General features: G+C 62.7%; 21 protein-coding genes. 7 read left to right on the top strand and 14 right to left on the bottom strand.

The window, feature by feature from the left end:
• Positions 1-5: 5 nt before the first annotated feature.
• A complete protein-coding gene (locus LA343_RS01925; protein WP_025403870.1) occupies positions 6-866 on the bottom strand; it encodes an NUDIX hydrolase in 861 nt (286 codons plus the stop codon).
• Positions 867-1,018: 152 nt separating this feature from the next.
• On the opposite strand from LA343_RS01925, the gene LA343_RS01920 reads away from it, so the two are divergent.
• The 5 genes from LA343_RS01920 to LA343_RS01900 all read left to right on the top strand — a co-directional run bounded on the left by LA343_RS01920 (position 1,019) and on the right by LA343_RS01900 (position 5,325).
• Positions 1,019-2,554, top strand: a complete 1,536-nt coding sequence (locus LA343_RS01920; RefSeq protein WP_025403869.1) for a CCA tRNA nucleotidyltransferase — start codon at positions 1,019-1,021, stop codon at positions 2,552-2,554.
• A complete protein-coding gene (locus tag LA343_RS01915) occupies positions 2,551-3,342 on the top strand; it encodes a hypothetical protein (RefSeq protein ID WP_025403868.1) in 792 nt (263 codons plus the stop codon). The genes LA343_RS01920 and LA343_RS01915 overlap by 4 nt, the downstream gene beginning before the upstream one ends.
• Before the next feature lies 1 nt (position 3,343).
• Positions 3,344-4,096 (top strand): AzlC family ABC transporter permease, encoded by a 753-nt coding sequence (locus LA343_RS01910; protein WP_025403867.1) that lies wholly within the window; start codon positions 3,344-3,346, stop codon positions 4,094-4,096.
• Complete coding sequence (locus LA343_RS01905; RefSeq protein ID WP_396021867.1) at positions 4,093-4,521, top strand: branched-chain amino acid transporter permease; 429 nt, start codon at positions 4,093-4,095, stop codon at positions 4,519-4,521. Before LA343_RS01910 ends, LA343_RS01905 begins: the two co-directional genes overlap by 4 nt.
• A gap of 270 nt (positions 4,522-4,791) precedes the next feature.
• The gene (locus LA343_RS01900) at positions 4,792-5,325 is read left to right on the top strand and encodes an NUDIX hydrolase (protein WP_025403865.1); all 534 of its coding nucleotides are present in this window, start codon (positions 4,792-4,794) and stop codon (positions 5,323-5,325) included.
• A gap of 95 nt (positions 5,326-5,420) precedes the next feature.
• On the opposite strand, the gene LA343_RS01895 is transcribed toward LA343_RS01900, so the two are convergent.
• The 5 genes from LA343_RS01895 to LA343_RS01875 all read right to left on the bottom strand — a co-directional run bounded on the left by LA343_RS01895 (position 5,421) and on the right by LA343_RS01875 (position 12,481).
• Positions 5,421-6,452 carry a bile acid:sodium symporter family protein gene (locus tag LA343_RS01895; RefSeq protein ID WP_052337603.1) on the bottom strand — a complete coding sequence of 344 codons (1,032 nt, stop codon included), beginning with the start codon at positions 6,450-6,452 and terminating at the stop codon, positions 5,421-5,423.
• 45 nt (positions 6,453-6,497) lie between these two features.
• Positions 6,498-8,003, bottom strand: coding sequence for an MFS transporter (locus LA343_RS01890; protein WP_052337602.1), 1,506 nt, complete (start codon positions 8,001-8,003; stop codon positions 6,498-6,500).
• A 144-nt stretch (positions 8,004-8,147) separates the two neighbouring features.
• Positions 8,148-9,227 (bottom strand): nucleoside hydrolase, encoded by a 1,080-nt coding sequence (locus LA343_RS01885; RefSeq protein ID WP_025403862.1) that lies wholly within the window; start codon positions 9,225-9,227, stop codon positions 8,148-8,150.
• Between the two features lie 76 nt (positions 9,228-9,303).
• A complete protein-coding gene (locus tag LA343_RS01880; protein WP_025403861.1) occupies positions 9,304-11,040 on the bottom strand; it encodes a thiamine pyrophosphate-dependent enzyme in 1,737 nt (578 codons plus the stop codon).
• A gap of 88 nt (positions 11,041-11,128) precedes the next feature.
• Positions 11,129-12,481, bottom strand: coding sequence for an Nramp family divalent metal transporter (locus tag LA343_RS01875; RefSeq protein ID WP_025403860.1), 1,353 nt, complete (start codon positions 12,479-12,481; stop codon positions 11,129-11,131).
• Between the two features lie 280 nt (positions 12,482-12,761).
• Between LA343_RS01875 and brnQ the strand changes: the two genes are divergently transcribed.
• A complete protein-coding gene (gene brnQ, locus LA343_RS01870; RefSeq protein ID WP_025403859.1) occupies positions 12,762-14,420 on the top strand; it encodes a branched-chain amino acid transport system II carrier protein in 1,659 nt (552 codons plus the stop codon).
• Positions 14,421-14,432: 12 nt separating this feature from the next.
• Here brnQ and LA343_RS01865 read toward each other — a convergent pair whose 3' ends face one another.
• From LA343_RS01865 to LA343_RS01840, 6 genes are all read right to left on the bottom strand, one after another.
• Positions 14,433-14,714 (bottom strand): mycoredoxin, encoded by a 282-nt coding sequence (locus LA343_RS01865; RefSeq protein WP_025403858.1) that lies wholly within the window; start codon positions 14,712-14,714, stop codon positions 14,433-14,435.
• A gap of 123 nt (positions 14,715-14,837) precedes the next feature.
• Positions 14,838-15,593, bottom strand: a complete 756-nt coding sequence (locus LA343_RS01860) for an iron ABC transporter ATP-binding protein (protein ID WP_025403857.1) — start codon at positions 15,591-15,593, stop codon at positions 14,838-14,840.
• Positions 15,590-16,648, bottom strand: a complete 1,059-nt coding sequence (locus LA343_RS01855; protein ID WP_039911752.1) for an iron chelate uptake ABC transporter family permease subunit — start codon at positions 16,646-16,648, stop codon at positions 15,590-15,592. Before LA343_RS01855 ends, LA343_RS01860 begins: the two co-directional genes overlap by 4 nt.
• Positions 16,644-17,651 (bottom strand): ABC transporter permease, encoded by a 1,008-nt coding sequence (locus LA343_RS01850; protein WP_025403855.1) that lies wholly within the window; start codon positions 17,649-17,651, stop codon positions 16,644-16,646. Before LA343_RS01850 ends, LA343_RS01855 begins: the two co-directional genes overlap by 5 nt.
• Before the next feature lie 19 nt (positions 17,652-17,670).
• On the bottom strand, positions 17,671-18,702 hold the full coding sequence (locus LA343_RS01845) for a siderophore ABC transporter substrate-binding protein (protein WP_039911003.1): 1,032 nt from the start codon (positions 18,700-18,702) through the stop codon (positions 17,671-17,673).
• A gap of 296 nt (positions 18,703-18,998) precedes the next feature.
• Positions 18,999-19,346, bottom strand: coding sequence for a DoxX family protein (locus tag LA343_RS01840; protein ID WP_220473224.1), 348 nt, complete (start codon positions 19,344-19,346; stop codon positions 18,999-19,001).
• A gap of 462 nt (positions 19,347-19,808) precedes the next feature.
• Here LA343_RS01840 and LA343_RS01835 point away from each other — a divergent pair, with 462 nt between their 5' ends.
• Positions 19,809-20,507 carry an NADPH-dependent F420 reductase gene (locus LA343_RS01835; RefSeq protein ID WP_025403852.1) on the top strand — a complete coding sequence of 233 codons (699 nt, stop codon included), beginning with the start codon at positions 19,809-19,811 and terminating at the stop codon, positions 20,505-20,507.
• A 12-nt stretch (positions 20,508-20,519) separates the two neighbouring features.
• Here the strand turns inward: LA343_RS01835 and LA343_RS01830 are convergent, their stop codons facing one another.
• Positions 20,520-21,599, bottom strand: a complete 1,080-nt coding sequence (locus LA343_RS01830; protein WP_220473216.1) for a zinc-binding alcohol dehydrogenase family protein — start codon at positions 21,597-21,599, stop codon at positions 20,520-20,522.
• A 42-nt stretch (positions 21,600-21,641) separates the two neighbouring features.
• Complete coding sequence (locus tag LA343_RS01825) at positions 21,642-22,568, bottom strand: ribokinase (protein WP_025403850.1); 927 nt, start codon at positions 22,566-22,568, stop codon at positions 21,642-21,644.
• Positions 22,569-22,610: the final 42 nt, after the last annotated feature.

Below are 22,610 nucleotides of genomic sequence, written 5' to 3'. Positions count from 1 at the left end.
TGGCGTCAGCGGGGAGTGAACCTCCCTGCCACGGCCTCAGCGCGGGCGTAATCCGGCAGAGAATCGAAGGCCTGGCGGGCGAGGCGGCGTTCGTCGGCGTAGGCCAGGCGCTCCATGAGCTGGTTGACCGGCAGCCAGTGCACCTCGGTGACTTCTGGGTCTTCGTCGTTGAGGTCGCCGTCCACGTAGCGCAGCAGGTGGTGGTGCACGGTCTTGTGGATGCGGATGCCCTCCGAGACAAACCAGTAGTCGATGGTGCCCAGGTCGCCGATGACTTCACCGGCGATGCCGGTCTCCTCCCATACCTCGCGCTCGGCGGTGGCGTGCTGGGATTCGTCCGGCTCGATGTGCCCCTTGGGCATGGACCACAGCAGGCGCCCGCGGCGATCCAGGCGGCCGATGAGGGCCACATAGATGGTGGAAAGATCCACCGAACCGTCCGGCTGCACAGCCTCCGCGAGGCCCGAAAGGACCAAGCCTCCGGCGGATGTTTCGATGCTGGTGGGCAGGTCCGAGTCTTTGTCGAAGTGGGACAGTGACCGCGCCGGGGAGCGCCGGGCATTCGGCCCGGATACGGAGACGGCTGCCTGGTTGCTGCCCGACCGCGAGGACGCATTGGTGTGGCGGCGGGAGTTGGGGCGCTGGTTGGACCGCGAGTTGGGCCGAGAGTTCGAGCGGGCGTTCGAGCGGGAAGTGGAACGCGAGTGAGAGCGGGAGTTGGAGCGGGACGAGCCCGTGGAATTGTTCTTGGCGCTGTCTTTTGCGTTGCTCTTCGAGTTGTTGTTTGCGTTATTCTTCGCGTTTTTGTTGGACCGACGGCGCCGACGACGGCGCTGTCCGTCTCCGGTGCTTTCGTCCTTACTCATTCTGATAACGATAGTCTGTGCTGCGGGCAAAGTGGAACCGATCGCACCTAGTAGAATCTCCACACGTGACTACTCCGCAGGAAAACCCAGTTAAGCCCCAGCCCGCCCAAGCCTCCTCGGTCACTGCGGCACCGGAGCGATCTGAGCACGCCATGCTGGCCGCAGCGTGGCAGACCCTCCGCGGACTGGACGATCAACTGCTGCCGCTAGCCACCGCCTTCGCGCAGGCCGGGCATTCCATCTATCTCGTCGGTGGCTCGGTCCGTGATGCCTTGCTGGACCGCCTGTCGCACGATCTCGACTTCACCACCGATGCCCGCCCGGAGCAGATCGTGGAGATCATCACTCCCCTGGCGGAGACGGTATGGGACACCGGCATTGAGTACGGCACGGTCTCGGCCATGGTGCACGGCATGATCCTGGAGATCACGACCTTCCGTGCCGATTCTTACGATGGCCAATCCCGCAACCCGGAGGTTACCTTCGGCGACAGCCTCGATGGCGACCTCATCCGCCGCGACTTCCGCGCCAACGCCATCGCCCTGGAGCTCTCCCCCACCGGCGAGCACGAGTTCCGCGATCCGCTGAACGGGCTGCACGATGTCGTGGCTGGCGTGCTGGACACCCCGGATGCGCCGGAGATCAGTTTCCGCGACGACCCGCTGCGCATGCTTCGGGCCTGCCGGTTTGTCTCGCAGTTGGAGTTCGCGGTGGCTCCCCGCGTGCAGCAGGCCATGGTGGAGATGAGCGACCAGATCACCCGCATCACCGTGGAGCGCGTGGCCGTGGAGCTCAACAAAATGATGCTCGGCGTGGCCCCGTGGGAGGGCCTGGATCTCATGGTTCGCACCGGCTTGGCCGACCACGTGCTGCCGGAGCTGCCCGCCCTCAAGCTCACTCAGGATGAGCACCGGCAGCACAAGGACGTCTACTGGCACTCGCTGAAGGTGCTCCGCAACGCGGTGGAGTTGGAGGCGCAGCGCGGGCTGGAGCCCAACCTGGAATTGCGCTGGGCCGCCTTGATGCACGACATCGGCAAGCCCGCTACCAGGGCGTTTACCGATTCGGGCGCGGTGACGTTCTACCAGCACGACGTGGTGGGTGCGAAGATGACCCGCAAGCGCCTGCGGAAGTTGAAGTTTTCCAAGCAGCACGTTCAGGACATCAGCCAGCTGGTGTTCCTCCACATGCGCTTCCACGGTTATTCCATGGACCAGGGCAGCGGCCCGCGCCAGGACGCCCCGCGTGGTGATGGCTCGAAGCCCGCTGGAGAGTCCACGTGGACTGACTCGGCGGTCCGTCGTTATGTTAACGACGCCGGCAGCCTCCTCCCCCTCCTCCACGTCCTGGTGCGTGCGGATTGCACGACCCGGAATAAAAGGAAGGCACAGCGGCTGCAGCAGACGTACGATCAACTGGAAGAGCGCATCGCCTACCTGCAGGAACAGGAGGATCTGGCGGCCGTGCGCCCAGACCTGGATGGCAACGAGATCATGACGATCCTCGACCTGCCGCCGGGCCCGCAGGTGGGTAAGGCCTGGAGTTTCCTCAAGGAGCTGCGCCTCGACCGCGGTCCGCTGGATCGGGATGAGGCCGTGGCAGAGTTGAAGAAGTGGTGGGCTGAGCAGCAGTCCGGTGCTGGCGCGGACGCGAAGACGAATACGCAGAAGGAGGATGGGCACCAATGAGTGACAGTGCAGACAGTGCAGACAAGGCCGCCACTGCCGTTCGGGCGGGAGACATCATCTTCCAGTCCCCGCAGGTCGTCGCCGATTCCATGAACTTGGCGGCCACCCGGTACATCCCACAAGACGCGGAGGAAAGCTTCATCGCGGCGTTTTCCGCCGAACCGGGCCAGCTCAACCAACCGGGGCGCCCCGGCGCCGAGGCCCTGCTCGTGCTCCAGACGGATCAAGATGCCAACGACGAGGGTGAGGGCCCGGGCATCGTGGCCGTGCAGCTCGGCTTGATGAGCACCGAAGCCGTCGCCAACCACCTACCCCACCTTGCCGACAAGCTCACGAAGCCGAAGGTGTTCTTCATCGGCGGCCACCGCGAACCAGTGGTACTGGCCGTGGCGCTGCTGACCCCGGAACCGGCAGCCTCGGACAACCCCGCGGCTGCCGCATTGCAGACTCTGCAGCCTTCGCACCCGTCGCGCTTCGGGCCGGACAACCGTTTCCTCCTCATCCACACCGGAGAGGGAGCGCCCAGCGTCGAGGACCAGGTAGCCGCCGCGACCGGCAGCAGTGACGGATCCCGGTTGCAGGGCATGCGCCTGTTCCACAGCTACGTTTCTGTATCGCACGCACAAGTAAACAAGTGGGTGGAGTGCGGGCTTGTTGGCGTCGAACATGCAACACCTGACGATGTCTTTACTGCAAAGCCTGCAGAGACCTGGCGCCAGCTGATGAAGCGGCGGCCTTTCCCCGAGAACCTGTTTGTCACGTGGGCGACGAACCCGGAGCGCAACTAGGGTGAAGAGGCAGGTCACAGCCGGTATAGGCGACGCCTGGCCGGTCGCGCTAGGCATGGTGCCACTCGGACTGGCATTTGGGCTACTCATCACGCAGATCGGGTTTGCGTGGTACTGGGCGCCGGTGTTTTCGCTGGTGATTTACGCTGGCTCGATGGAGTTCCTAGCGATCAGCCTGGTCACGGGTGGAGCGGCGCCATTGTCTGCGGCGCTGTACGGACTGCTGGTGAACTTCCGGCACATTTTCTACGCACTCAACTATCCGATGGATCGCGTGAAGGGCTGGCTCGCGAAGGCATACGGGGCGTATGCGCTGACGGACGAGACGTACGCGATTGTCTCGGCGCGAGCCGACGCGAACTGGACGACCGCGCGCGTCATCACGATCCAAGCGCTGCTGCAGGCCGGGTGGGTCGGCGGCGGCGTGCTGGGTGCGCTGTTCGGCTCGGCGCTGCCATTTACGCTGGTGGGGATGGAATTCGCCCTGACGGCGTTGTTTACCGTGCTGATGATTGAGGCGTTTGCGGCGAACCGGGACCTGTCGCTGCCGCTGAGCGCTGTGGTGCTGGGGCTGGTGGCGTGGTGGATCGCGCCGGACAACGTGCTGATGGTCGGCATGACGCTGTACTTTGCGCTGCTGGTGGTGCGGTTCTTCGTGCCGCCGGTGAATAAGGCGCTGACGTGGCGCGTGGGGGCGCGGCCGGTTGGTGCTGGCACGGCTGATGCTTCTGGCACAGAGGAGGAGTCCCAGTGATCCATCACGCTGCCGCCGCTGCCGCCGCTGTCGCCTCGGCCACCACCGTCCCAGGCACCACCGCCCCGGGCACCACCCTGGCCAGCGCCGGACTTCCCGACGGCGTGGAGCTCGGGCCGACCCTAGCGATCCTGTTCGCCATTTTCCTCGTCACCGTGGGGCTGCGTGCCTTGCCGTTCGCGGCACTGCGCTTTTTCCGGGAATCGCGCTTGGTTGCGTGGCTGGGTCTGTCGATGCCAGTGGGCGTCATGGCGATTCTCGTGCTGTACACGGTGATTGAAGGCGGCGATTCTCCCACTGGTTTCGTCCCCGTGATGATCGCGTTGGTTTTCACCGTGGCGCTGCATGTATGGCGGCGCTCGGCCACGCTATCGATCCTGTTGGGCACGGTGTTCTACGCGGTTTTGGTGAACGTGGTGTTCTAGCGCAGCGCTCTGGATGTGCGAATGCCGTGTTTTGCGAGGTAGCACATTTGACCACCTGGGGTTTTAGAAAGGCCAAATCGTCAAAACACAACATTGTCACACGTGAAGCCCCAGAAGGGGTGGTGCCAGTCGGGGTACGAAGCAGTGAAGCTGCCGTCGAGGGGGAATGCGGGGGGTGTGCCGGACGGTGTTGATGGCGACGCACGCTGATGGATCGCGTGGGTGAGCAGCGATGCCGCGGGGCGGAAGGTGCGCGGTAGTGTGAGAACCATGCCAACCCCCGAGTTCATCCTCACCCTCCGCGAACGCATCGGCCACGATGAGCTGTGGCTCCCCGGCGTCACGGCAATTGTGCTCAAGCAACCACCAGCAGACGCGCCGATCTGGGCGGTCCCCGAGGTCTTGCTGGTCAAGCGCGCCGACAATCAGCAGTGGACCCCGGTCACCGGCATCGTGGATCCCCGCGAAGAGCCGCACCACGCCGCCGTCCGCGAGGTACTAGAGGAAACCGGGTTGAACGTGCAGGTGGAGGCGCTGTTGGGCGTCGGCCAGGTGGGGCCGGTGGAGTATCCGAACGGTGATGTCACCAGCTACATGGACACCACCATGCGCTGCAGCGTCGTAGATGACGCCGACGACACACCCCGCGTCGCCGACGATGAATCCGTGGATGTCGGCTGGTTCCCCATCAGCCAGCTGCCGCCCATGCAGCCCCGCTTCCGCCTCGTCATCGCAGACGCCGCAGCGCAGGCCAAGCACCCCGCCGGCTTCCGCCCTCGCATGGGGTACGCCAAGCGCACCTAGTTCTGCGGCGTCCTGCGGCGTCCTGCGGCCCCGAAAGCTACGGCCCTGCGCCCCCCGCGAACTGAACGCCCCGTAAACCGCCCCGCACGCCCCCGCTACCAGGTCCGCGCAGCCTCCGGGGCTTCCTCGTACTTCCGCGCATACGCACTTGCGCGCAGCGAGCAGATGATCAACTGCACCTGGTGGAAGATCATCAGCGGCAGGATCATCATCCCCAAGCTCGCCCCGCCGAACAGCACCGCCGCCATCGGCAACCCCGCCGCCAGTGATTTCTTCGTGCCAGCGAACTGAATCGCCACCTGATCCGCATAGTTGAACCCGGCCTTGCGCGACAGCACACTGGTCAGCCACAGCATGAAATACACCGCCACCACGGATCCCAGCAGCAGCCCCACGATGGCCACCCAGCTCACGCGGCTCCACACGCCGGAGACCACGCCGTCGGAGAAGCTCACGTAGACCACCAGCGCAATGGAGATCTGGTCCACCTTCTTCGTCGCCGGGCTTTTCGCGAAGTTCACCACCCAGCGGCGCAGCAACTGGCCCAGCGCAAACGGCAGCAACAGTTGCACGCCGATGTCGAGGAAGGTTGTGGCGTCGATGTGAAGACCCCCGGAATGAGACATCAATAGCAACACGAGAAGGGGCGTGAGAAACACACCGAGCAGGCTGGACACACTAGCCGCCACGATCGACGCCGCTACGTGTCCCCGGGCGATGCTCGTGAACGCGACTGACGACTGGACCGTGGACGGGACGAGTGTGAGGTAGAGAATGCCCAGATAGAGCGGCTCACCGATGAGGAATTTCAGCGGTGTGAGGGCCAGCCCGAGGAGGGGGTAGATGAGGAAGGTGAAGGCCAGGATCACCAGGTGGAGCTTCCACTGCATGAGGCCCTTGAGCGCTTCCTTGGGTGCTAGGCGCGCGCCGTAGAGGAAGAAGAGGAAGGCGATGGCGAGCTTCGTGATGACGTCGGCGACGTCGGCGGCCTGGCCGCGGACGGGGAAGAGGAGAGCCACCACGACGGCGGTGAGGATCGCGACGATGAGGAAATCGGGGCGATAGTTCAGCAGCTTGCGCAGCGGGCCGGGCTGCGATGACCGCTTGGCTGCGGGTGTCGGTGCCATGGGGGCCTCCTCGGGGAGCGCTGGGTGGGGGTGGCGGGGAGTGAGTTAGCGCTTGGTCGTTGGGGTGTGGGACGGGGTGTGGGCTGTGTCCGCAGGTTCTTCGACGATGTCGCCGTCTTCCTCAGCGGTGGTGGTCCGCGGGATGAGGAGGCTGGTGAGCACGGCGACGCCGATGATGACGGCGCCGACGATGAAGGCGGTGGTGTAGCCGCCCGTGGACGTGGAGCCCTCCGGCGAGCCGGCGACCATGAACACCGGCAGCACCGCGAAGGACATTCCTGCACCTAGGTTAAAGGCAGCGGAGTTCATGCCGGGCAAAAAGCCCTCGTTATCCTTCGGCGAGTTCACTACGCCGAGGTTGTTGAGCACGATGTTGGTGATGCCCGCGTACGTCACACCCAGCAGGATCACGGCGATGATGAGCACTGCCTTGGAGTGCACGCCCACGAACGCCAGGCCCAGCAGCAGCACGGCAGAGGCGATGTTGCTCAGGCGGATCAGGCGCGTGTAGCCGATCCGGGGCGCCCAGCGACCGGCGAACGGGCCGACTGCCCAGCCAACCAGGGCGTAGGGGGTGAGCAGGATGAGGGATGCGAAGTCTGCGTCCAGGCCGAAGCCTGCGGTTTTGTTCTGTGCCAGGGAGATGGCCACACCGTTGACGGCGGCGAACACGCCGGTCATGGTCAGCACGGTGGTGAGCAGGAGGGCCCAGGTGTGGCGTCGGGCGAGGTACTTCGGGGCGACCAGGGGCTGCGACTGCTTGTTCTCGTACGTCCAGAACACCCAGAACATGGCCAGACCGATAACCACCTCGATGGCGACGAGCGGCCAGTTCGCCGCGGCGGACTTGCCGGCCTCGTTGACGGCCAGGGTGACAGAGAGCACGGACACCACCAGCGTGGCCGCGCCGACCCAGTCCATGCGGACGTTATTCGACGGCTTGGATTCCGGTGCCCACGCCACCACGGCGGCGGTGGCGATGGCGCCGATGACGGCGATGAACCAGAACACCGCGCGGAAACCGTAGTGTTCTGCGAGCCAGCCGGCGAGGATGGCATCGATGCCCGCCACGCCGCCGTTGACGGCCGCGAGTAGGCCCATGAGTGTGCCCAGGCGCACCTCCTGCTTGACCTGCGAGCGCAGGATGATGAGGCACAGCGGGATCGTGGGCCCGGCGATGCCCTGCATGGCGCGGGCGACCATGAGCACACCAATGTTGGGTGCCAGGGCGGCCACGAGCCCGCCGAGGGACATCACTGCCATCATGATGACGAGGATGCGCCGCCGCCCCACGATGTCGGACAGTCGCGGCAGGAACAGCCCGCACATCGCACCGGCGGTGAAGAAGGCGGTCTGGGTGAGACCGCTGGCGGCCTCGTCGGTACCCAGCTCCTGGGCCATGGTGCGCAGCACCGGCGAGAGCATGGAGGCATTGAGCTGGAATGCGATCGCGGCGGTAATGAGCACCGCCATGAGCAACGGTATGCCGCCCTTGCGGCTATCGATGGGGTCTGGGGAAGTAGGGCGCCCGGTGGGGGCTGGGGAGTTCATCCGGTGATTCCTTGGGATTTCTCGGGATTTCTTCGGATTCCGTGGGATTCCGTGGGATTCCGTGGCAGAGGTGTAATTCGACATGGCCAGCTGAGGACCCCGTTGCTTAGCTGAGCGCCCTCGCGAGCGGTCCGTGTGGGGACTTTAGTTCGCGAAGCCGGTATTCCCAATACGCGTCAGCGCATCGATGAGGAGATCCCAGAACTTGTCGGCGTCCACGTCCACGGCCACCCAGTGCGGCGGGATGGCCTCAGCGCCCTCAGCACCGTCAGCGCCCTCAGCCGCATCCGAATCATCCGCGATCCCCAACGCTGTGGGATCCACGCCTCCGCCTTGGCTATTCCACGTGCGCCGCAGGTCAACGATGGTTTGCCCGCGCGCGTGCAGCCCCTGCGTCTCCACATACACGGGGGCGCGCACGGTCCGCACCACACTCGGGTCAGCCACCGCCGCCACGGCTAGCGGGTCGTGCATCGGCGGCCCGGGGTAGTGGCGCTCCTTCATGTAGGCCGCGCCGAAGAACTCCACGAGCTCCGCGATGAACTGCGCCACGTCCGTGCCCACAGCCTTAAGCTGCTCCATCCGGTCTGGGGTCGCCAGCACCTTGTGGGTCACGTCCAGCCCCACCATCGTCACGGGCCAACCGGCTTCGAAGACGATCTTCGCCGCCTCTGGGTCCGCCAGAATGTTGAATTCCGCTGCGGGCGTCATGTTGCCCGCGTGGTGCGCTCCACCCATGAGCGTGATCCCGCCGACCCGCTCCACCAGTTCCGGGTACATCCGAGCGAACAGCGCAATATTCGTCAGCGCACCCGTCGGGACGATCGTGATTTCCCCTGGCTCGTGGTCTCTGATGATGTCTGCGATGAGGTTCACCGCATGTCGCTGATCTTTTTCGACGCCAGCAGCCGGCAATTCCGGACCATCCAAACCGCTATCACCGTGGATTTCCTCCGGGATGATTTGCGGTGCGACCAGCGGCCGGTCCGCGCCCGCCGCGAAGGGTACGCCGGTGATGGCGCCGACCCGCGCGAGCGCGCGAGCATTAGTGGTGACCTTGTCGAGGGTTTGGTTCCCCGCCACCGTGGTGACCGCGCAAACGTCCACACCTGGGGTGCCCCAGGCGAGGAGGAGGGCTATGGCGTCGTCGTGACCGGGATCGCAATCGAGGATGATCTTCCGGGGACCGTTGGGCTGGGTGGGGGTGGGTGCATGACTACTCATGCACCCATCGTGCCACGCCACAGTGCGCCGGGAACCCGGAAACCGGGCAACTGTTGGCCCGGTTGGCTCAGTCGGCTCAGAGGAGCTTCCAGTTGTGGAGGGCCTCCTCGAGGATGTCGCCCAGGTGGCCGTGCGTGGACTGCTTCATCGCGCTGAGCGTGAAGCCCTCCAGGGTCTCCAGCGGGATGTGCGACGGCTTGGCCAGGGCGTACTTATCCACCACGATGTCTAGGACAACGGGGCCGCCGGTGTGGTTCAGAGCGCGTTCCAGGGCGGGGCGCAGATCCTCGACCTTTTCGACCCGCTCGCCGGTCGCTCCCAGGGCGGTGGCCACGGCGGCGTAGTTCGGGTTGGGCAGATCCGTGCCGAAGGGCACTAGGCCGGCCTCCTGCTGCTCAATGTTGACGAAGTCCAGCAGGGTGTTGTTGAAGATGATGTGCACGTTGTTGGTCTTGTGCTGCACCTCCGTGATGATGTCTCCCAGGCCCAGCATAGAGAAGCCACCGTCGCCACAGAATGCGATGGACTGGCGGTGCGGGGCGGCCTTCTTCGCGCCGAAGCTGTTCGGGGAAGCGTTGGCCATGGATGCCCAGGAGAACGATCCCATCATGACCTGACCCTTCTTGGCGATCATGTGGCGGGAGTTCCAGATGCAGGGCGTGCCGGTGTCCATGAAGAACATGGCATCGTCGTCGGCGAGCTCGCTGACAAGGTGGGCGACGAGCTCGGGGCGGATGGCCTTGTCCTTGTTGGGGTTTTCCACCAGCGAGTGCAGCTTCTCGTGCCACTTCTTGGTGGTCTCCACGTGCTCGGAGACGAACTTTTCGTCATCGCGCTGTGTCACGCGCTTGAGCAGGGCGCGGGCGGTCTCCCCCACGTCGCCGTGGGCGCCGAGGACCACCGGAACGCGGCGGCCGATGTGGGTGGGGTTGATGTCGATCTGCACGATCTTGGTCTTGTCCGGATCGGGCAGGAAGGTGGGGAACGGGTAGTCCGTGCCCAGCATGATGAGCAGATCGGCGTTGTGCATGGCGTCCCAGCATCCGCCGTAGCCCAGCAGGCCGCTCATGCCCACGGCATTGGGGTTATCGGGCTCGAGCCACTGCTTGCCCTTGTAGCTGTAGCCCACGGGGGCATCGAGCTTCTGGGCGAGGGCGATGACATCGTCTGCGCTGTGGCGGCAGCCATCGCCACCGAGGATGGTGATGTGCTTGGCTTCCTCGATGAGCTCCACGAGCGTGTCGAGGGCCTTGTCGTTGATGCACCCGCGGTCGTGGTGCACCGGCGTGTAGGTGGGGATATCTTCCGCGTCCTGGGAGGCGATGTCGCCGGGCAGAGCGATGACGGTGGGGCCGGACTCGGCTACGCACGTATTGATGGCCTGGGCGAACACCTGCGGTGCCTGCTTCCGGTTGACGACGCGGCCGGTGTACAGCGACGCGGTGCGGAATAGGTCGTAGGGGCTGATTTCCTCGATGGCCTCGGTGTCGATGAGCTCGGTCTCTACGTCTCCGGCGACGGCGATGACCTTGGAACGCTCGTGCTTGGCATCGAGGAGGCCGTTGAGGAGGTGGGTTACGCCGGGGCCGGCGGTGCCGCACACGGCCACGGGGCCTTCGCTAATGCGTGCGTCTGCGGAGGCGGCGAATGCTCCCCACTCCTCGTTGCGGACGTGCACGAATTCGATGTTCTTGTGGCGCGAGAGTGCATCCATGGTGGGGTTGAGGGCATCTCCGACGATGCCGTAGACACGCTTCACGCCAGCTTCGGCGAGCATGTCCCACATTTGATCAGCAACGGTTGGTTTCGACATTCACGGGCTCCTTTCGAGCGCAGGGGTTTCAACTCTGGATGTGAGTTCACTGTTCAGATAATGAATGGAGCTTGCATTTATTGAGTTTTTAGCCACTCCCCGTGAGAACGCCCCAGATGAGCTGAGCGTTCAAAATGGTGAGCACTACTCCCGAGACTAGTCCCAAAATCGTGACCCAGTAGGGGTTAGCAAACTCTCTGCCCATGACACGCTTGCTGGCTGTGAGCGCTATCAGCGGAAACATTGCGAATGGCAATGCGAGGGAAAGAAATACCTGTGAGTTCACAAGGAGCGTATCCAGCGCTGCTTGCGAACCGTTGTACATGATCGTGCAGATGATGACAGGAATGACGGCGAGGCCGCGGGTGACTAATCTCCTGAGCCACATGGGAAGGCGAATGTGCATAAAGCCCTCCATGACCACCTGGCCGGTAATGGTGCCGGTAATGGTTGAGTTTTGACCGGAGGCCAGCAGCGCCACGGCGAATAACGTCGCCACGGTGGATGACGCGACGCTGCCCACCACCGTGCTGTCCTTGAGGGAGTTGTAGACCGCATTGAGCGAGGAGAAGCTGCCGGGCTCTTGGCCGGCGAACATCACCGCGCCCATGACGAGTAGCAGGCAGTTGACGAGGAATGCGGCGGCCAGTTGGATGTTGGAATCCCACGTTGCCCATTTCACGGCAAATTTTTTCGACGCCACCGAGGATCGATCTACCGACCGCGTCTGAACAATCGCCGAGTGGAGGAAAAGATTATGGGGCATGACGGTGGCACCGATGATTCCCAGTGCCATTGTCAGTTGTGACGTGTGGAGAATATCGGGATGCGGAAGAAAGCCCTCGGCGAGATAGGCGTAATCCGGATGGGAAATAAGAACTTCCCACCCCATGACTCCCATAATGGTGAAAATGAGGACCGCAACAATGGCTTCGATTTTGCGGAATCCGAGGCGCATGAGGAGGAGAAGCCCGAACACATCGAGCACGGTGATGAGCACGCCGATGGTGAGGTTGAGGCCGAAGAGCAGATTGAGGGCAATGGCAGAACCGATGACTTCAGCAATATCGGTGGCCATGATGGCGAGTTCGGTGATAATCCACAGGAAAAAGGCGGTCTTCTTGCCTGTCTTGGTGCGCATGGCTTGGGCGAGGTCCATGCCGGTGACCACGCCGAGCTTGGCGGCCATGTATTGAAGCAGCATGGCGATGAGGGAGGATAGCAGCACCACGCTGAGCAACAGGTTTCCGAAGAGCGCGCCACTCTGGATGGACGTGACCCAGTTTCCTGGATCCATGTATCCCACTGCGACGAGGAGCCCGGGGCCGGTGAAGGCGAGCAGCGAGCGCAGGCGCGACGTGCGTGGCGCACCGTCGATGGTGGAATTCACCTCGGCGAGCGTGCGCATCGGCGGTGTGCCGGGATCTTTGGGCGCGCTCATGGGCAGCTTCTCCTGAGATTTTTAGAAGGGAGTTTTTAGGAGCTGGTGATTGTGGTCTACCTGCACCTGCGTTGGTGAGGGCAATGGTTGCATTGTAGTCACCACTGCCCCGGTGGCTCACGGATGGCTGATGCAGGCTCGATACAAACGCAGCTACACGCGAGGTGCCAGCGCAGGCAGGGACGTTTTGTGCAGCGCACAGGAGGTTTGGGAAGCTGGAAATCTCAATGATTCTAGAATGAATCGAGTTCTGACATTTTCGTGAAGGGTACGCCGACCAGTGTCCAACTCCTCCCCAACCGCCTCTGCTGACGTCTCAGGGTCCTCCTCCCCCACAGTGAAGAAGAAGGGCACGGGAGCAGCCGTGGCGGTGGCCATGCTCATGCTGTTCTCTATGTTCTTCGGCGCAGGCAACCTCATTTTCCCGCCGATTCTGGGAGCCAGCTCGGGGGATGGATTCTCCCCCGCGATCAGCGGTTTCCTCATCACCGGCGTGGCCTTACCGGTGATCACAGTCATCGCCGTTGCCATCACGGGCAAGGACGTTCAAGAACTCGCGGCCCGCGGCGGAAAGATCTTCGGCCTGGCGTTTCCGGTGGCCGTGTACCTCGCACTCGGTGCTGCCTATGCTTTGCCCCGCACGGCCGTGGTGAGCTACTCCTCGGCCGTCACGCCCGTGACCGGGTTCGACGGGCCGGTATCCTCCGCCATGTTCGCCGTCATCTTCTTCTCGATTGCGCTAGCGCTAGCCTTCGACCCCACCGGCATTGTCGATCGCCTCGGCAAGTACCTCACCCCGGCGCTGCTCGTTCTGCTGACGGTACTCATCGTCCTGTCCGTTACCGGCCTCAAGGGTGAGCCACCCGCAGCCTCCGATGACTACGCCGATAACCCGCTGGCAGCTGGTCTGATCGAGGGCTACATGACCATGGACTCGTTGGCGGCCATGGCGTTCGGCATCGTGGTGTTGAACTCCCTGCGGCAGAAGGGCATTAATTACGGACCCTCCCTCGTCCGCGGGGTGGCAACCTCCGCTATCGGTGCTGGTGTGGTGCTGGTAGCCGTCTACGTGGGCCTGGGACTAGTCGGCCAGATCTTCCCCGGCTCGGAGAACTACACCGACGGTGCCGCGCTGCTCTCCGATGCGGCACGCTCCACCATGGGCTTCCCCGGTGTGATTCTGTTCGGCGGCATTGTGCTGCTCGCGTGCCTCACCACGGCTGCGGGCCTCATCGGCGCCACCTGCGAGTTCTTCCACAAGATCATCCCCAGCGTGTCCTACCGAACCTGGGCGGTCTTCTTTGCCGCGGCTTCCGTTGTGGTCTCCACGCTCGGCCTCGACGTGGTGCTGTCCATTGCGGCTCCAATCATCGGGTTCCTCTACCCCATCGCCATTACCTTGGTGGCCATCACCATCATCGAGCCGCTGCTGGGGCGCAAGCTGCACTGGGCGTTCCGAATCAGCTTGACCGTGGTGACCGTCTGGGCGGCCCTCATGACCGCCGAGGACATGGGCGCGGATGTGTCGCCCCTCATCGGCTGGTCGCCCGGTCATGACCTTCAGCTGGGCTGGATGATTCCCACGGCCGTGGCCATCGTGGTGGGCATCATCGTGGATTTCGTTGTGCGGCCCGATCGCGCTGTTCCTATCGGTGGCGAGCAGCAGATCGAAGCCGAGTTGCGAGGCAGCCGTGCGGACGAAGAGGCTCTCAACGACGCCATTCACTCGGCCCAGGAAATTTTCGATGCGGACATTGACACCGTCGACATCGACCAAGCTATCGAGGAATCAGAGCAGCACGTTGAAGCGCTGCGCAGGGCTGAACAGGAGGCTCGTGAGCGGCTGGTTATGATCAAGACCGCCCGGAAGCAGGCGCGCCAATCCCTGACCACGCTCCGCAATGCCAAGAAGCGACACGTTGGAGAGCAGCTGGAGTAACAGCCCCGGAGCCTACGACTGGGCGAGCTCCTCGTACTTGCGTTCCACCTCGTCGCTGCTGGGGTTCGTGGCGTGGGTGCCGTCGGAGTACAGCACTGTGGGAACGACACGATTGCCCTCATTGACGGACTTCACCCACTCCCCCAGATCCTCGTGCTTGTCGACGTCCCACGCCTCGAAGGGAACACCCTTGACTTTCAGCGCGGAGACTAACCTGATGCAAAAGGGGCACCACTTGGTGGCGTAGATGGTGACGTGTTCGCTGGTCTGGGGAGTATCAATGGGCGTAGTCATGTCCATTCCAACGAATCACACCACCGAGTTGTTCCAGCGCGATCGGTTCCAGCGCGATCGGTACGAGGGGAAACACACTGGGTTGGATCCCACGCGGCTAGAACAGGTGAGCAGCACAGCTAGCTAGAAGTAGTAGGCAAACGGCCCGTGTGGACCATCCAGCACCTCAATATCGGTGCGGAAAATGCGAGTTAGAGTGTCTGGTCGCATGATCTCCTGCGGCGTTCCATACGCAATCACCGAACCATCCTGAACAGCGCAAATCTGATCCGCATACGCAGCGGCGAAGTTGATGTCGTGCAACACCACGATGATCGTGCGCCCCAACTCGCGGGCGGCCCTGTGCAGGTGCCGCATCATGTCCACCGAATGAGCGATATCCAGATTATTGAGGGGCTCATCGAGCAGCACATAGTCTGTCTCCTGCGCCAACACCATCGCCACATAAGCGCGTTGGCGCTGGCCACCCGAGAGCTGATCCAAATACCGCCCCTCCAGCTCACGGAGGCCGAAAAAGTCGATGGTCTCGCTGATGATGCGCTCGTCTTCTGGCGTCAAACGACCACGACTGTGCGGAAACCGCCCGAAACCCACGAGTTGGCGCACGGTGAGCCGCGTGACGAAATGATTATCCTGCCGAAGGATCGAGATGATCTTGGCGAGGTCCTTCGACTTCGTCGTGGCGACGTCATAGCCCGCGATCTCGATCGTGCCCTCGTCGATGTCCAGCAAGCGCCCGATCATGGTGAGCAACGTGGATTTACCCGCACCATTCGGCCCCACCAGCGCGGTGATGCCGCCCTCCGGGATGGTCAGATCCACGGGGCCAATCGTGGTGGACTCCCCGTAGCTTTTCGTGACGTGGTCAATGGTGATCACAGGCGACCCTTTCGCAGAATGACAATGAGGAACGTGAGCCCGCCGACGAGCTCGATGATGACACCCACCACGCCTTGCGCGTAGAAAACGTGGTTAAGGACGAAGTAGGCGCCGCTGAGAACAGCGAATCCCAGGGCGAACGCCATCGGAAAAATGAAGCGGTGATCGTGCGTTGCGGAGAACTGGTACGCCAACGTGGCCACCAAGAAACCGAAGAACGTCATGGGGCCGACTAAGGCTGTGGACGTCGCCATCAAGATGGACACCAACACCAGCACCCCAATGGCGGTCCAGCGGTAATTCACGCCCAGATTCGTCGCTGCCTCCCGGCCCAAAGCCAGCACGTTCAACCGCCGGGACAGCACGTACAGCGCAGCGGTGCCAACGGCGACCAACGGGATCGCCACGGGGAAATACGCAGCGTTGGCATTGCTGACAGACCCGAACAACCGGGCCGTGAGCAGGTCGAACTCACTGGGGGTGAGCAACCGCTGCATAAACGTGGACAAGCTTCCCAGGCCACCGCCGATGACAATGCCCACCAGCAACATCGCATGCATGTTCCGGGCGCCATTGCCCAGCAGCCAGGAATACAGCACAAGGGACAGGCCAACCATCACGAGTAGCTGCAGCAAGAAAGACTGGGTGTTTTGGGTGGCAATGATTCCCGCCGCGCCAAAGGCAAACACCATCGTGGTGTGAATGGCTCGGTACAGCGACTCGAAGCCCAGGATGGATGGGGTGACGATGCGGTTATTGGTGACAGTCTGGAAGGCGACCGTGGCTATTCCCTGACACGCTGCGACAAGAATGATCGCGATGACAGCCTTCATACGCCGTTGGGCAATGAGCCAGAAGCCCTCCGAGCCCACGGGCATCGGGTTACCGTAAGCCAACAGACCGAAAGCGCAGGCAGAACCCACGGCCACGATCACTGTCAGCAGGACCCAATAGCGGCGGGCAGAGGAGGGTGAGGTGAACGCCCCGGTGTGGCGTCGAGAAGAAGGAGCCGGAACTACCGCCGACGGTGATTGAACAGGTGAACCGTACCTAATGCCCACGGGAGTACCTCACAATCATGATCACGAAGAACACGGCGCCAACCATGCCCAGCACAACGGCGACGGGAATCTCGAACGGGGAAATGATGGTGCGGGCAATCAGATCACATGCCGTGACCAGGCCAATGCCCGTCAAGCACACCCACGGCAGATTGCTGCGAAGATCATCGCCGCGGATGAGCGACACGAGATTGGGCACGATCAGGCCCAAGAACGGAAGATTTCCGACGACCACCGTGACCACACCCGTAGCAAGTGCGATCAGGCCAGTGCCGATGAGGACCAGGCGGTTGTAATTCACGCCCAGCGCCGTAGCCATGTCCTCGCCCAAACCGGCCGTGGTGAAATGATCAGCACCAATGGCCACGGCTACGACCACGGCAAGGACGACCCAGAGGACTTCGTACTGACCCTTATACACAGAGGTGAAGCTGCCTTGGAACCAGATGCTCAAGGTCTGTAGGGCATCGGCTTCGAGAGCGATGAACGTCGTGATTGCACTCACGACCGCGCCCAGCATGATGCCGATGATCGGGACCACCAGGGACTGGCGCAGGCTAACTCTGCGCAGGAAACCGAAGAACACCATCGTGCCGATGAAAGAGAAGACCACCGCGACCACCATGCGCAGCAGGATGCTCGAGTGTGGGAAGACGATGATGCACAGCAACAACCCCAAGCTGGCCCACTCCGTGGTGCCCGTCGTTGTGGGCTCCACGAAACGGTTTTGGGTGAGCAGCTGCATGACCAGGCCACTCATCGCCATTGCCGCGCCGGAGAGGACCAACGCGATGGTGCGCGGAACGCGAGTGGTGGCGAACATGTGGCCGCCGTCTTTGGAGAACCCGTTAGCGGTGAAAATGTCGTACTCGCCGACCATGAGCGATAGGGCGAGGAGCCCAATGACGATCAGGGTGGCGACAATAAGTCCAGGCGTGACCAACCGGCCCCGCGTGCGAGCGCGCGGGGCCGGTGGCGTGGTTGTGATGGTAGGCATCAGTGCTGATCAGTGCTGCTTACTGCTGATTGTTGAAGGCATCGGCAATGTTGTTGAGGATGGTGGTGTACGTGATGATGGACTCGTTGATGTACGTGTCCTTTGGTGCGTACACCAGGTGCTTGTCCTTCACCGCAGTGACGTTCTTGAGAGCCTCGGAATCTGCAATGACACTGGAGGCCTCCTTGTAGTCCGGCTTATCGGCGTTGATGGCGCCATCGCGGTCCATGACGAAGATCCAGTCCGGGTTGGAATCGGCGATGGCCTCCACCGAGATGTCATCGCCTTCGTGGTTGCTGGAGGGCTTATCTACCTTGAGGGCCGGCTTGAGCCCCAGCAGATCAAAGACGGGGCCGAACGTGCGGCCAACCCCTGGCGCGATGTAACCGATATCGCCACCGGAGACGTTGACTGCCATGACGGTGTCCTTGCCATCGCCATGGTCTTGGTAGGCCTTCTTGGCGCGCTCCGCTGCCTTGTCGAAGTCGTTGACGAGTTGGTCGGCATCCTTTTCCTTGTTAAAGACCTTGCCCAGCTGGAGGACCTCACGCTTCATCTCGGAGAAGAAGTCCTTATCGTCGCGGGGCTCGAAGTCCACGATGGGAACCCCGGGATTAAGCTTCTTCATCTCCTCGTAGTACTGGGAAAACCGCTGGCCGGAAATGATGAGATCGGGCTTGGCGGCTACCAGAGCCTCAAGGTTCGGATCGCGGTGCATACCCATGTCGGCGACATCGTCCCCGTTGTATGCCGTGACAGTCTTGGGAATGAGCTTCTTCGGTGCAGCTACGAGTGGAATTTTCCACTGTTCCAAGACCTGGAAGGTCCGATTGTCCGTGGAGGCTACGCGTTCAACTGGGACAGGGATAGTGACTTCACCGTAGTTGTCTTCCACGGTGACTGTCTTCTTGTCGCTGCTTGCGGAATTCGTGGAGTCTGTCGATGCAGACTGGGAGGATCCGTCGTTGTTGGTAGATCCGTTGTTGTCACCGCACGCGGTGAGGGTCAGGCCTGCGACGGTCACTACTGCCGCAATCTTGGATAGCTTCATGCCTCGGCTCTCGATCTTGTGTGGAATGGGTTTCAGGTTGGCGTCCCGGCGTGGGGATGCTGAAGTCACAGGCTATCCACATTTTTAAAGTAAGGCAACCGTAAGTTAAGCAACGCTTTACTAAACTAAAGTGTGCCTAATGTTAGTTGTCCGCGTGAGGCCAAAAAAAAGGGATTGACGTGCTCGGATGGATTTGTGAATAGGCTGCTGGTTCGTTGCCTAGCCCTATTACCCCACCGAGCACCCCCGAGTCCTTGTGCAAGAAGCTACATGGTTCCTGAAGTAATCATAAGAAACTACTTCTTTTCGGGCAGACCCCCAGCCCACAGTGCAGCCGCGATCAACGCGGGCTGGCCGAACAGTCGACCAAGGCGCTTACCATCCGTATCCAAGCCGAAGCCGTTCTTGCGCTCCGTATACTGCGCAATGTTGCCCGGGAAAATGGCCGCGTAGAAGGCAGCCAACGCCGTACCCACGGCCCTGCGGTGTTGGGGCAGCGTGAGCAGCGCCAGACCCAGACCAATCTCGGCCACTCCGGAGCCCAACACCACGGGGTCCTCATCCATCGGGAACCAATCGGGAACCTGAGCCTGGAACTCCTCGCGGTTGAACGTCAGGTGAGACACTCCGGCGAACGTCATCATGCCGCCCAAGGCCAGGCGGGCGACGGTCTGGGAGGTCGTGGCCTTGGGCGCTGCGCCGAGGTAGAGATCCTTCGCTTGGGCGAGTTTGGTGCGAGCGTTTTTGCTCAGTGCCTTGCGTGTGAGGGACATGTCAGAAGACTCCTTGAGGGTGATAGTGCGAGACGTTGCGGCCGATAGCGAGAGGAGTGTTGTCATCGCCATCAGCCGTCTTTCCACACCTGTTCAACACATTCCGCAGAGCGCTTATTCCGCGCACCCATCCCGGAATAATCCCCGCACCGCAGCCGTTGGGTATGGGGCAGGGTGAAGCAAGCGCTTTGCCCTAGGGAGACCTCTGCAACGCCGAAGCCTCCACATATCCACCACGGCACAGTGAGCGCCGATCGTTAAGGGTGGTTAGCGATGACCCTCGGTCATCACTGTTCACCTGAGGGCTCGCTGTCTGAGAATTGAGGAATATACATGAGCACCATTGGTTTCATTGGAGCCGGCCTGATTGGCTCCACCGTCGCCCGCCTATCCGTTCAGGCTGGTCACAACGTTGTTCTGAGCAATTCGCGCGACCCCAAGACCCTGCTTCCTATCGTGGCAGCGCTCGGGCCGCGGGCTCGCGCAGCCACCCGCGAGGAAGCCGCCGAAGCTGGCGACATCGTGGTGGTCACCGTTCCCCTCGGTGCCCTGGACGATATTCCGGTAGAGCCGTTGAAGGGCAAGACCGTGATCGATACCAGCAATTACTACGAGCAGCGGGATGGTTTCATCGACAAGCTCGATAAGCGCCAGATCACTACCTCCCAGATCCTCCAAGATCGGGTGCCGGAGGCCAAGGTCGTGAAGGCTTTCAACAACATCAACTTCGCCCACCTCGGCGAGTTGGCTCGCCCGGCCGGTGACGGTCAGCGCACGTCCCTCGTGATTGCTGGAAACGACGCTGACGCAAAGAAGCAGGTCAGCGAGTTCCTGGACTCCATTGGTTACGGCACCTACGATGCCGGTGACCTCTCGGAAGGCTGGCGCTTCGATAATGGCCAGCCAGCCTACGGTAAGCCGTACATCCAGCCGGGTACGAACCCCACATCCCTGTTGGACATGGGCCCGGGTCACCCCGCCACGGAGGATGAGCTCCGCGATGCCCTCGAGGCCGCCGACCGCCCCGAGTAACCCGCTGAGCGTTTAACTATCCCATCCATTCAGCACGATCTTGCCCATCACGTGCCCGTCTTCCAGCTCGGCATGGGCGGCGCGGATCGTGTCCGCGTTGATGGGCTCCACCGAACGCCGCAGCGTTGTGCGCAACCTGCCGGCGTCCACAAGCTCCGCGATCCGGCGCAGCGCTTGCCCTTGCTCCTCGGGGTGGTAGTCGTGTAACGCCCGGGCGAACATGTACTCCCAGTGCCACGTGATGGCCTTGTTCTTCAGGGCAAACAGATCTAGGTCGCTGGCCGTATCGATGGAAACAATCTGTCCGAATGCGCGCATGACCTGGCTAAAGAACTCTGTCTTGCCTTCGCTGTGCGCACTGAAGGCGTAGTCCACCCCGCCGGGTGCGTGGGCGAGGATCTGGTCAATCACGTCGGCATCGTGGTGGTTCACCACTACGTCCGCGCCCATCTCTGTCACCCACGCTGCCGATTCCTCGCGCGAGGCCGTGGCGATCACCGTCAGCTGCGTGAGTTCTTTAGCGAGTTGGATGAGGATCGACCCCACTCCCCCGGCGCCGCCGATGACCAGTAGTGTTCCGCGGCTGTCCGCACCGACCTGGAACTTGTCGAACAGTGCTTCCCATGCGGTGAGGCTGGTGAGCGGTAGCGCCGCCGCCTCCTCGTTGCTCAGCGTGGTCGGGGCCGGGCTGACGAGTGCCGAGTCGACGAGCTGTTGTTGCGCATAGCTTCCGGCGCGCGCGATTGACCCGGCGTAGTACACGCGGTCGCCAGGCGCGAATCCTTCAGCGCTGTCGCCCACGGCGAGCACCGTTGCCACCGCGTCCCATCCGAGGATCCGGTCCGTGCCGTCCGGGTTGTCTTTCCTGCGCGTTTTCGTGTCCACCGGGTTCACCGATATCGCTTCGACGCCAACATGCAGATCCCGCCCCGTAGGCCTGCCGGGTGCATCCACGGTGGCATCCACCAGGGAGCCGGGGGTCCCCAGTGACCCACCGGCGCGTGAGACGACCGCGCGCATCGTCGTGCCGGTGTCGCCGGTGTTGCCAGTGCTGCCAGTGTTGTCAGTGTTGTCAGTCTTGCCTGAATCCATGGGAGTCCTCTCGCGGGGATTGGGGGGTGGGTAAAGGGTTCGCTATTCCTCAGCGAGGGCGCGAACCTCCACTTCGGAGGCGTAGCTGCCCGCTGCGCCCTTCTTCTGTGTCGCTAGTGCTCCCGCGGCGGTGCCGAGTTTGCAGGCGTTTTCCAAGTCTTCGCCTTGCGCGAGAGCCGCGGCGAGGGTGCCGCAGAAGGCATCCCCAGCACCGGTTGTGTCCACGACCGACGGAACCCGGACGGCGGGGACGCGCAGGGTGGCGTCGCCCGAAAGAATGACAGCACCCTCCGCGCCGAGGGTGACGACGACGGAGCGGGCGATGGGGCGGAGCAGATCGAAGATCTCCTCGCGCGGGGTGGAACGTGGCACGTCAAGAACGTCCGCGGCCTCGCCCTCGTTGAGGATTAGCGGGTCTGCAGCGGCGAGCAGATCGGGATCGCGGGTGGTCACGGGGGCGAGGTTGAGAACCAGGCGAGTGTCCGTGCCACGGACGAGTTTGGGCAGCTCGGCGCTGTGCTCGGGGGTGAGCTCGCCTTGGGCGAGGACCACCGGGACGGGCCCTTGGGAGCGCAGGGTGTCCACGGTCTCGCGCTGCTGGGCTGGGCTGACGAGCTGATTGGCCCCGGAGGTGACGATGATGATGTTCTCCCCAGAGCTGTCGTTCATGATGAACGCCTGGCCGGTGGGCTGGCGCGTTTCCGCGACGTGCTCAGTGTTGACGCCGTGGCGCTTCAGCTCGGTGATGGCGAGCTCGCCCTGGGAATCCTGCCCCACGGCAGAGAGCAAAACGGTGCGCACGCCCATGTGAGCACAGGCAGCGGCTTGGTTGGCGCCTTTGCCGCCGAGGCCTTCGATTCCTCGGGTGCCGATGACGGTTTCGCCGGGATGGGGGAAATTATCGACACCCACGAAAGTGTCAATGTTGACGGTGCCCGAAACGACAACGGTGGCGTTAGAGTCTCTCATGCTTCCCGAGGGTACTAGGGGTCCGCGGGTCTGGAGGTAGGG

This window comes from Corynebacterium falsenii, from assembly GCF_020099275.1.
GTDB lineage: Bacteria > Actinomycetota > Actinomycetes > Mycobacteriales > Mycobacteriaceae > Corynebacterium > Corynebacterium falsenii.
This window is presented reverse-complemented; position numbering and strand designations above follow the sequence as displayed.

Bases quoted from the DNA above. Each gene is read 5' to 3' on its own strand.
- LA343_RS01850 (WP_025403855.1), bottom strand. From the start codon at position 17,651: ATGCCTACCATCACAACCACGCCACCGGCCCCGCGCGCTCGCACGCGG.
- LA343_RS01920 (WP_025403869.1), top strand. From the start codon at position 1,019: ATGCTGGCCGCAGCGTGGCAGACCCTCCGCGGACTGGACGATCAACTG.
- LA343_RS01865 (WP_025403858.1), bottom strand. From the start codon at position 14,714: ATGACTACGCCCATTGATACTCCCCAGACCAGCGAACACGTCACCATC.
- LA343_RS01825 (WP_025403850.1), bottom strand. From the start codon at position 22,568: ATGAGAGACTCTAACGCCACCGTTGTCGTTTCGGGCACCGTCAACATT.
- LA343_RS01880 (WP_025403861.1), bottom strand. From the start codon at position 11,040: ATGTCGAAACCAACCGTTGCTGATCAAATGTGGGACATGCTCGCCGAA.
- LA343_RS01925 (WP_025403870.1), bottom strand. From the start codon at position 866: ATGAGTAAGGACGAAAGCACCGGAGACGGACAGCGCCGTCGTCGGCGC.
- LA343_RS01890 (WP_052337602.1), bottom strand. From the start codon at position 8,003: ATGAACTCCCCAGCCCCCACCGGGCGCCCTACTTCCCCAGACCCCATC.
- LA343_RS01915 (WP_025403868.1), top strand. From the start codon at position 2,551: ATGAGTGACAGTGCAGACAGTGCAGACAAGGCCGCCACTGCCGTTCGG.
- LA343_RS01895 (WP_052337603.1), bottom strand. From the start codon at position 6,452: ATGGCACCGACACCCGCAGCCAAGCGGTCATCGCAGCCCGGCCCGCTG.
- LA343_RS01840 (WP_220473224.1), bottom strand. From the start codon at position 19,346: ATGATGACGTTCGCCGGAGTGTCTCACCTGACGTTCAACCGCGAGGAG.
- LA343_RS01885 (WP_025403862.1), bottom strand. From the start codon at position 9,227: ATGAGTAGTCATGCACCCACCCCCACCCAGCCCAACGGTCCCCGGAAG.
- LA343_RS01835 (WP_025403852.1), top strand. From the start codon at position 19,809: ATGAGCACCATTGGTTTCATTGGAGCCGGCCTGATTGGCTCCACCGTC.
- LA343_RS01875 (WP_025403860.1), bottom strand. From the start codon at position 12,481: ATGAGCGCGCCCAAAGATCCCGGCACACCGCCGATGCGCACGCTCGCC.
- LA343_RS01900 (WP_025403865.1), top strand. From the start codon at position 4,792: ATGCCAACCCCCGAGTTCATCCTCACCCTCCGCGAACGCATCGGCCAC.
- LA343_RS01845 (WP_039911003.1), bottom strand. From the start codon at position 18,702: ATGAAGCTATCCAAGATTGCGGCAGTAGTGACCGTCGCAGGCCTGACC.
- LA343_RS01830 (WP_220473216.1), bottom strand. From the start codon at position 21,599: ATGGATTCAGGCAAGACTGACAACACTGACAACACTGGCAGCACTGGC.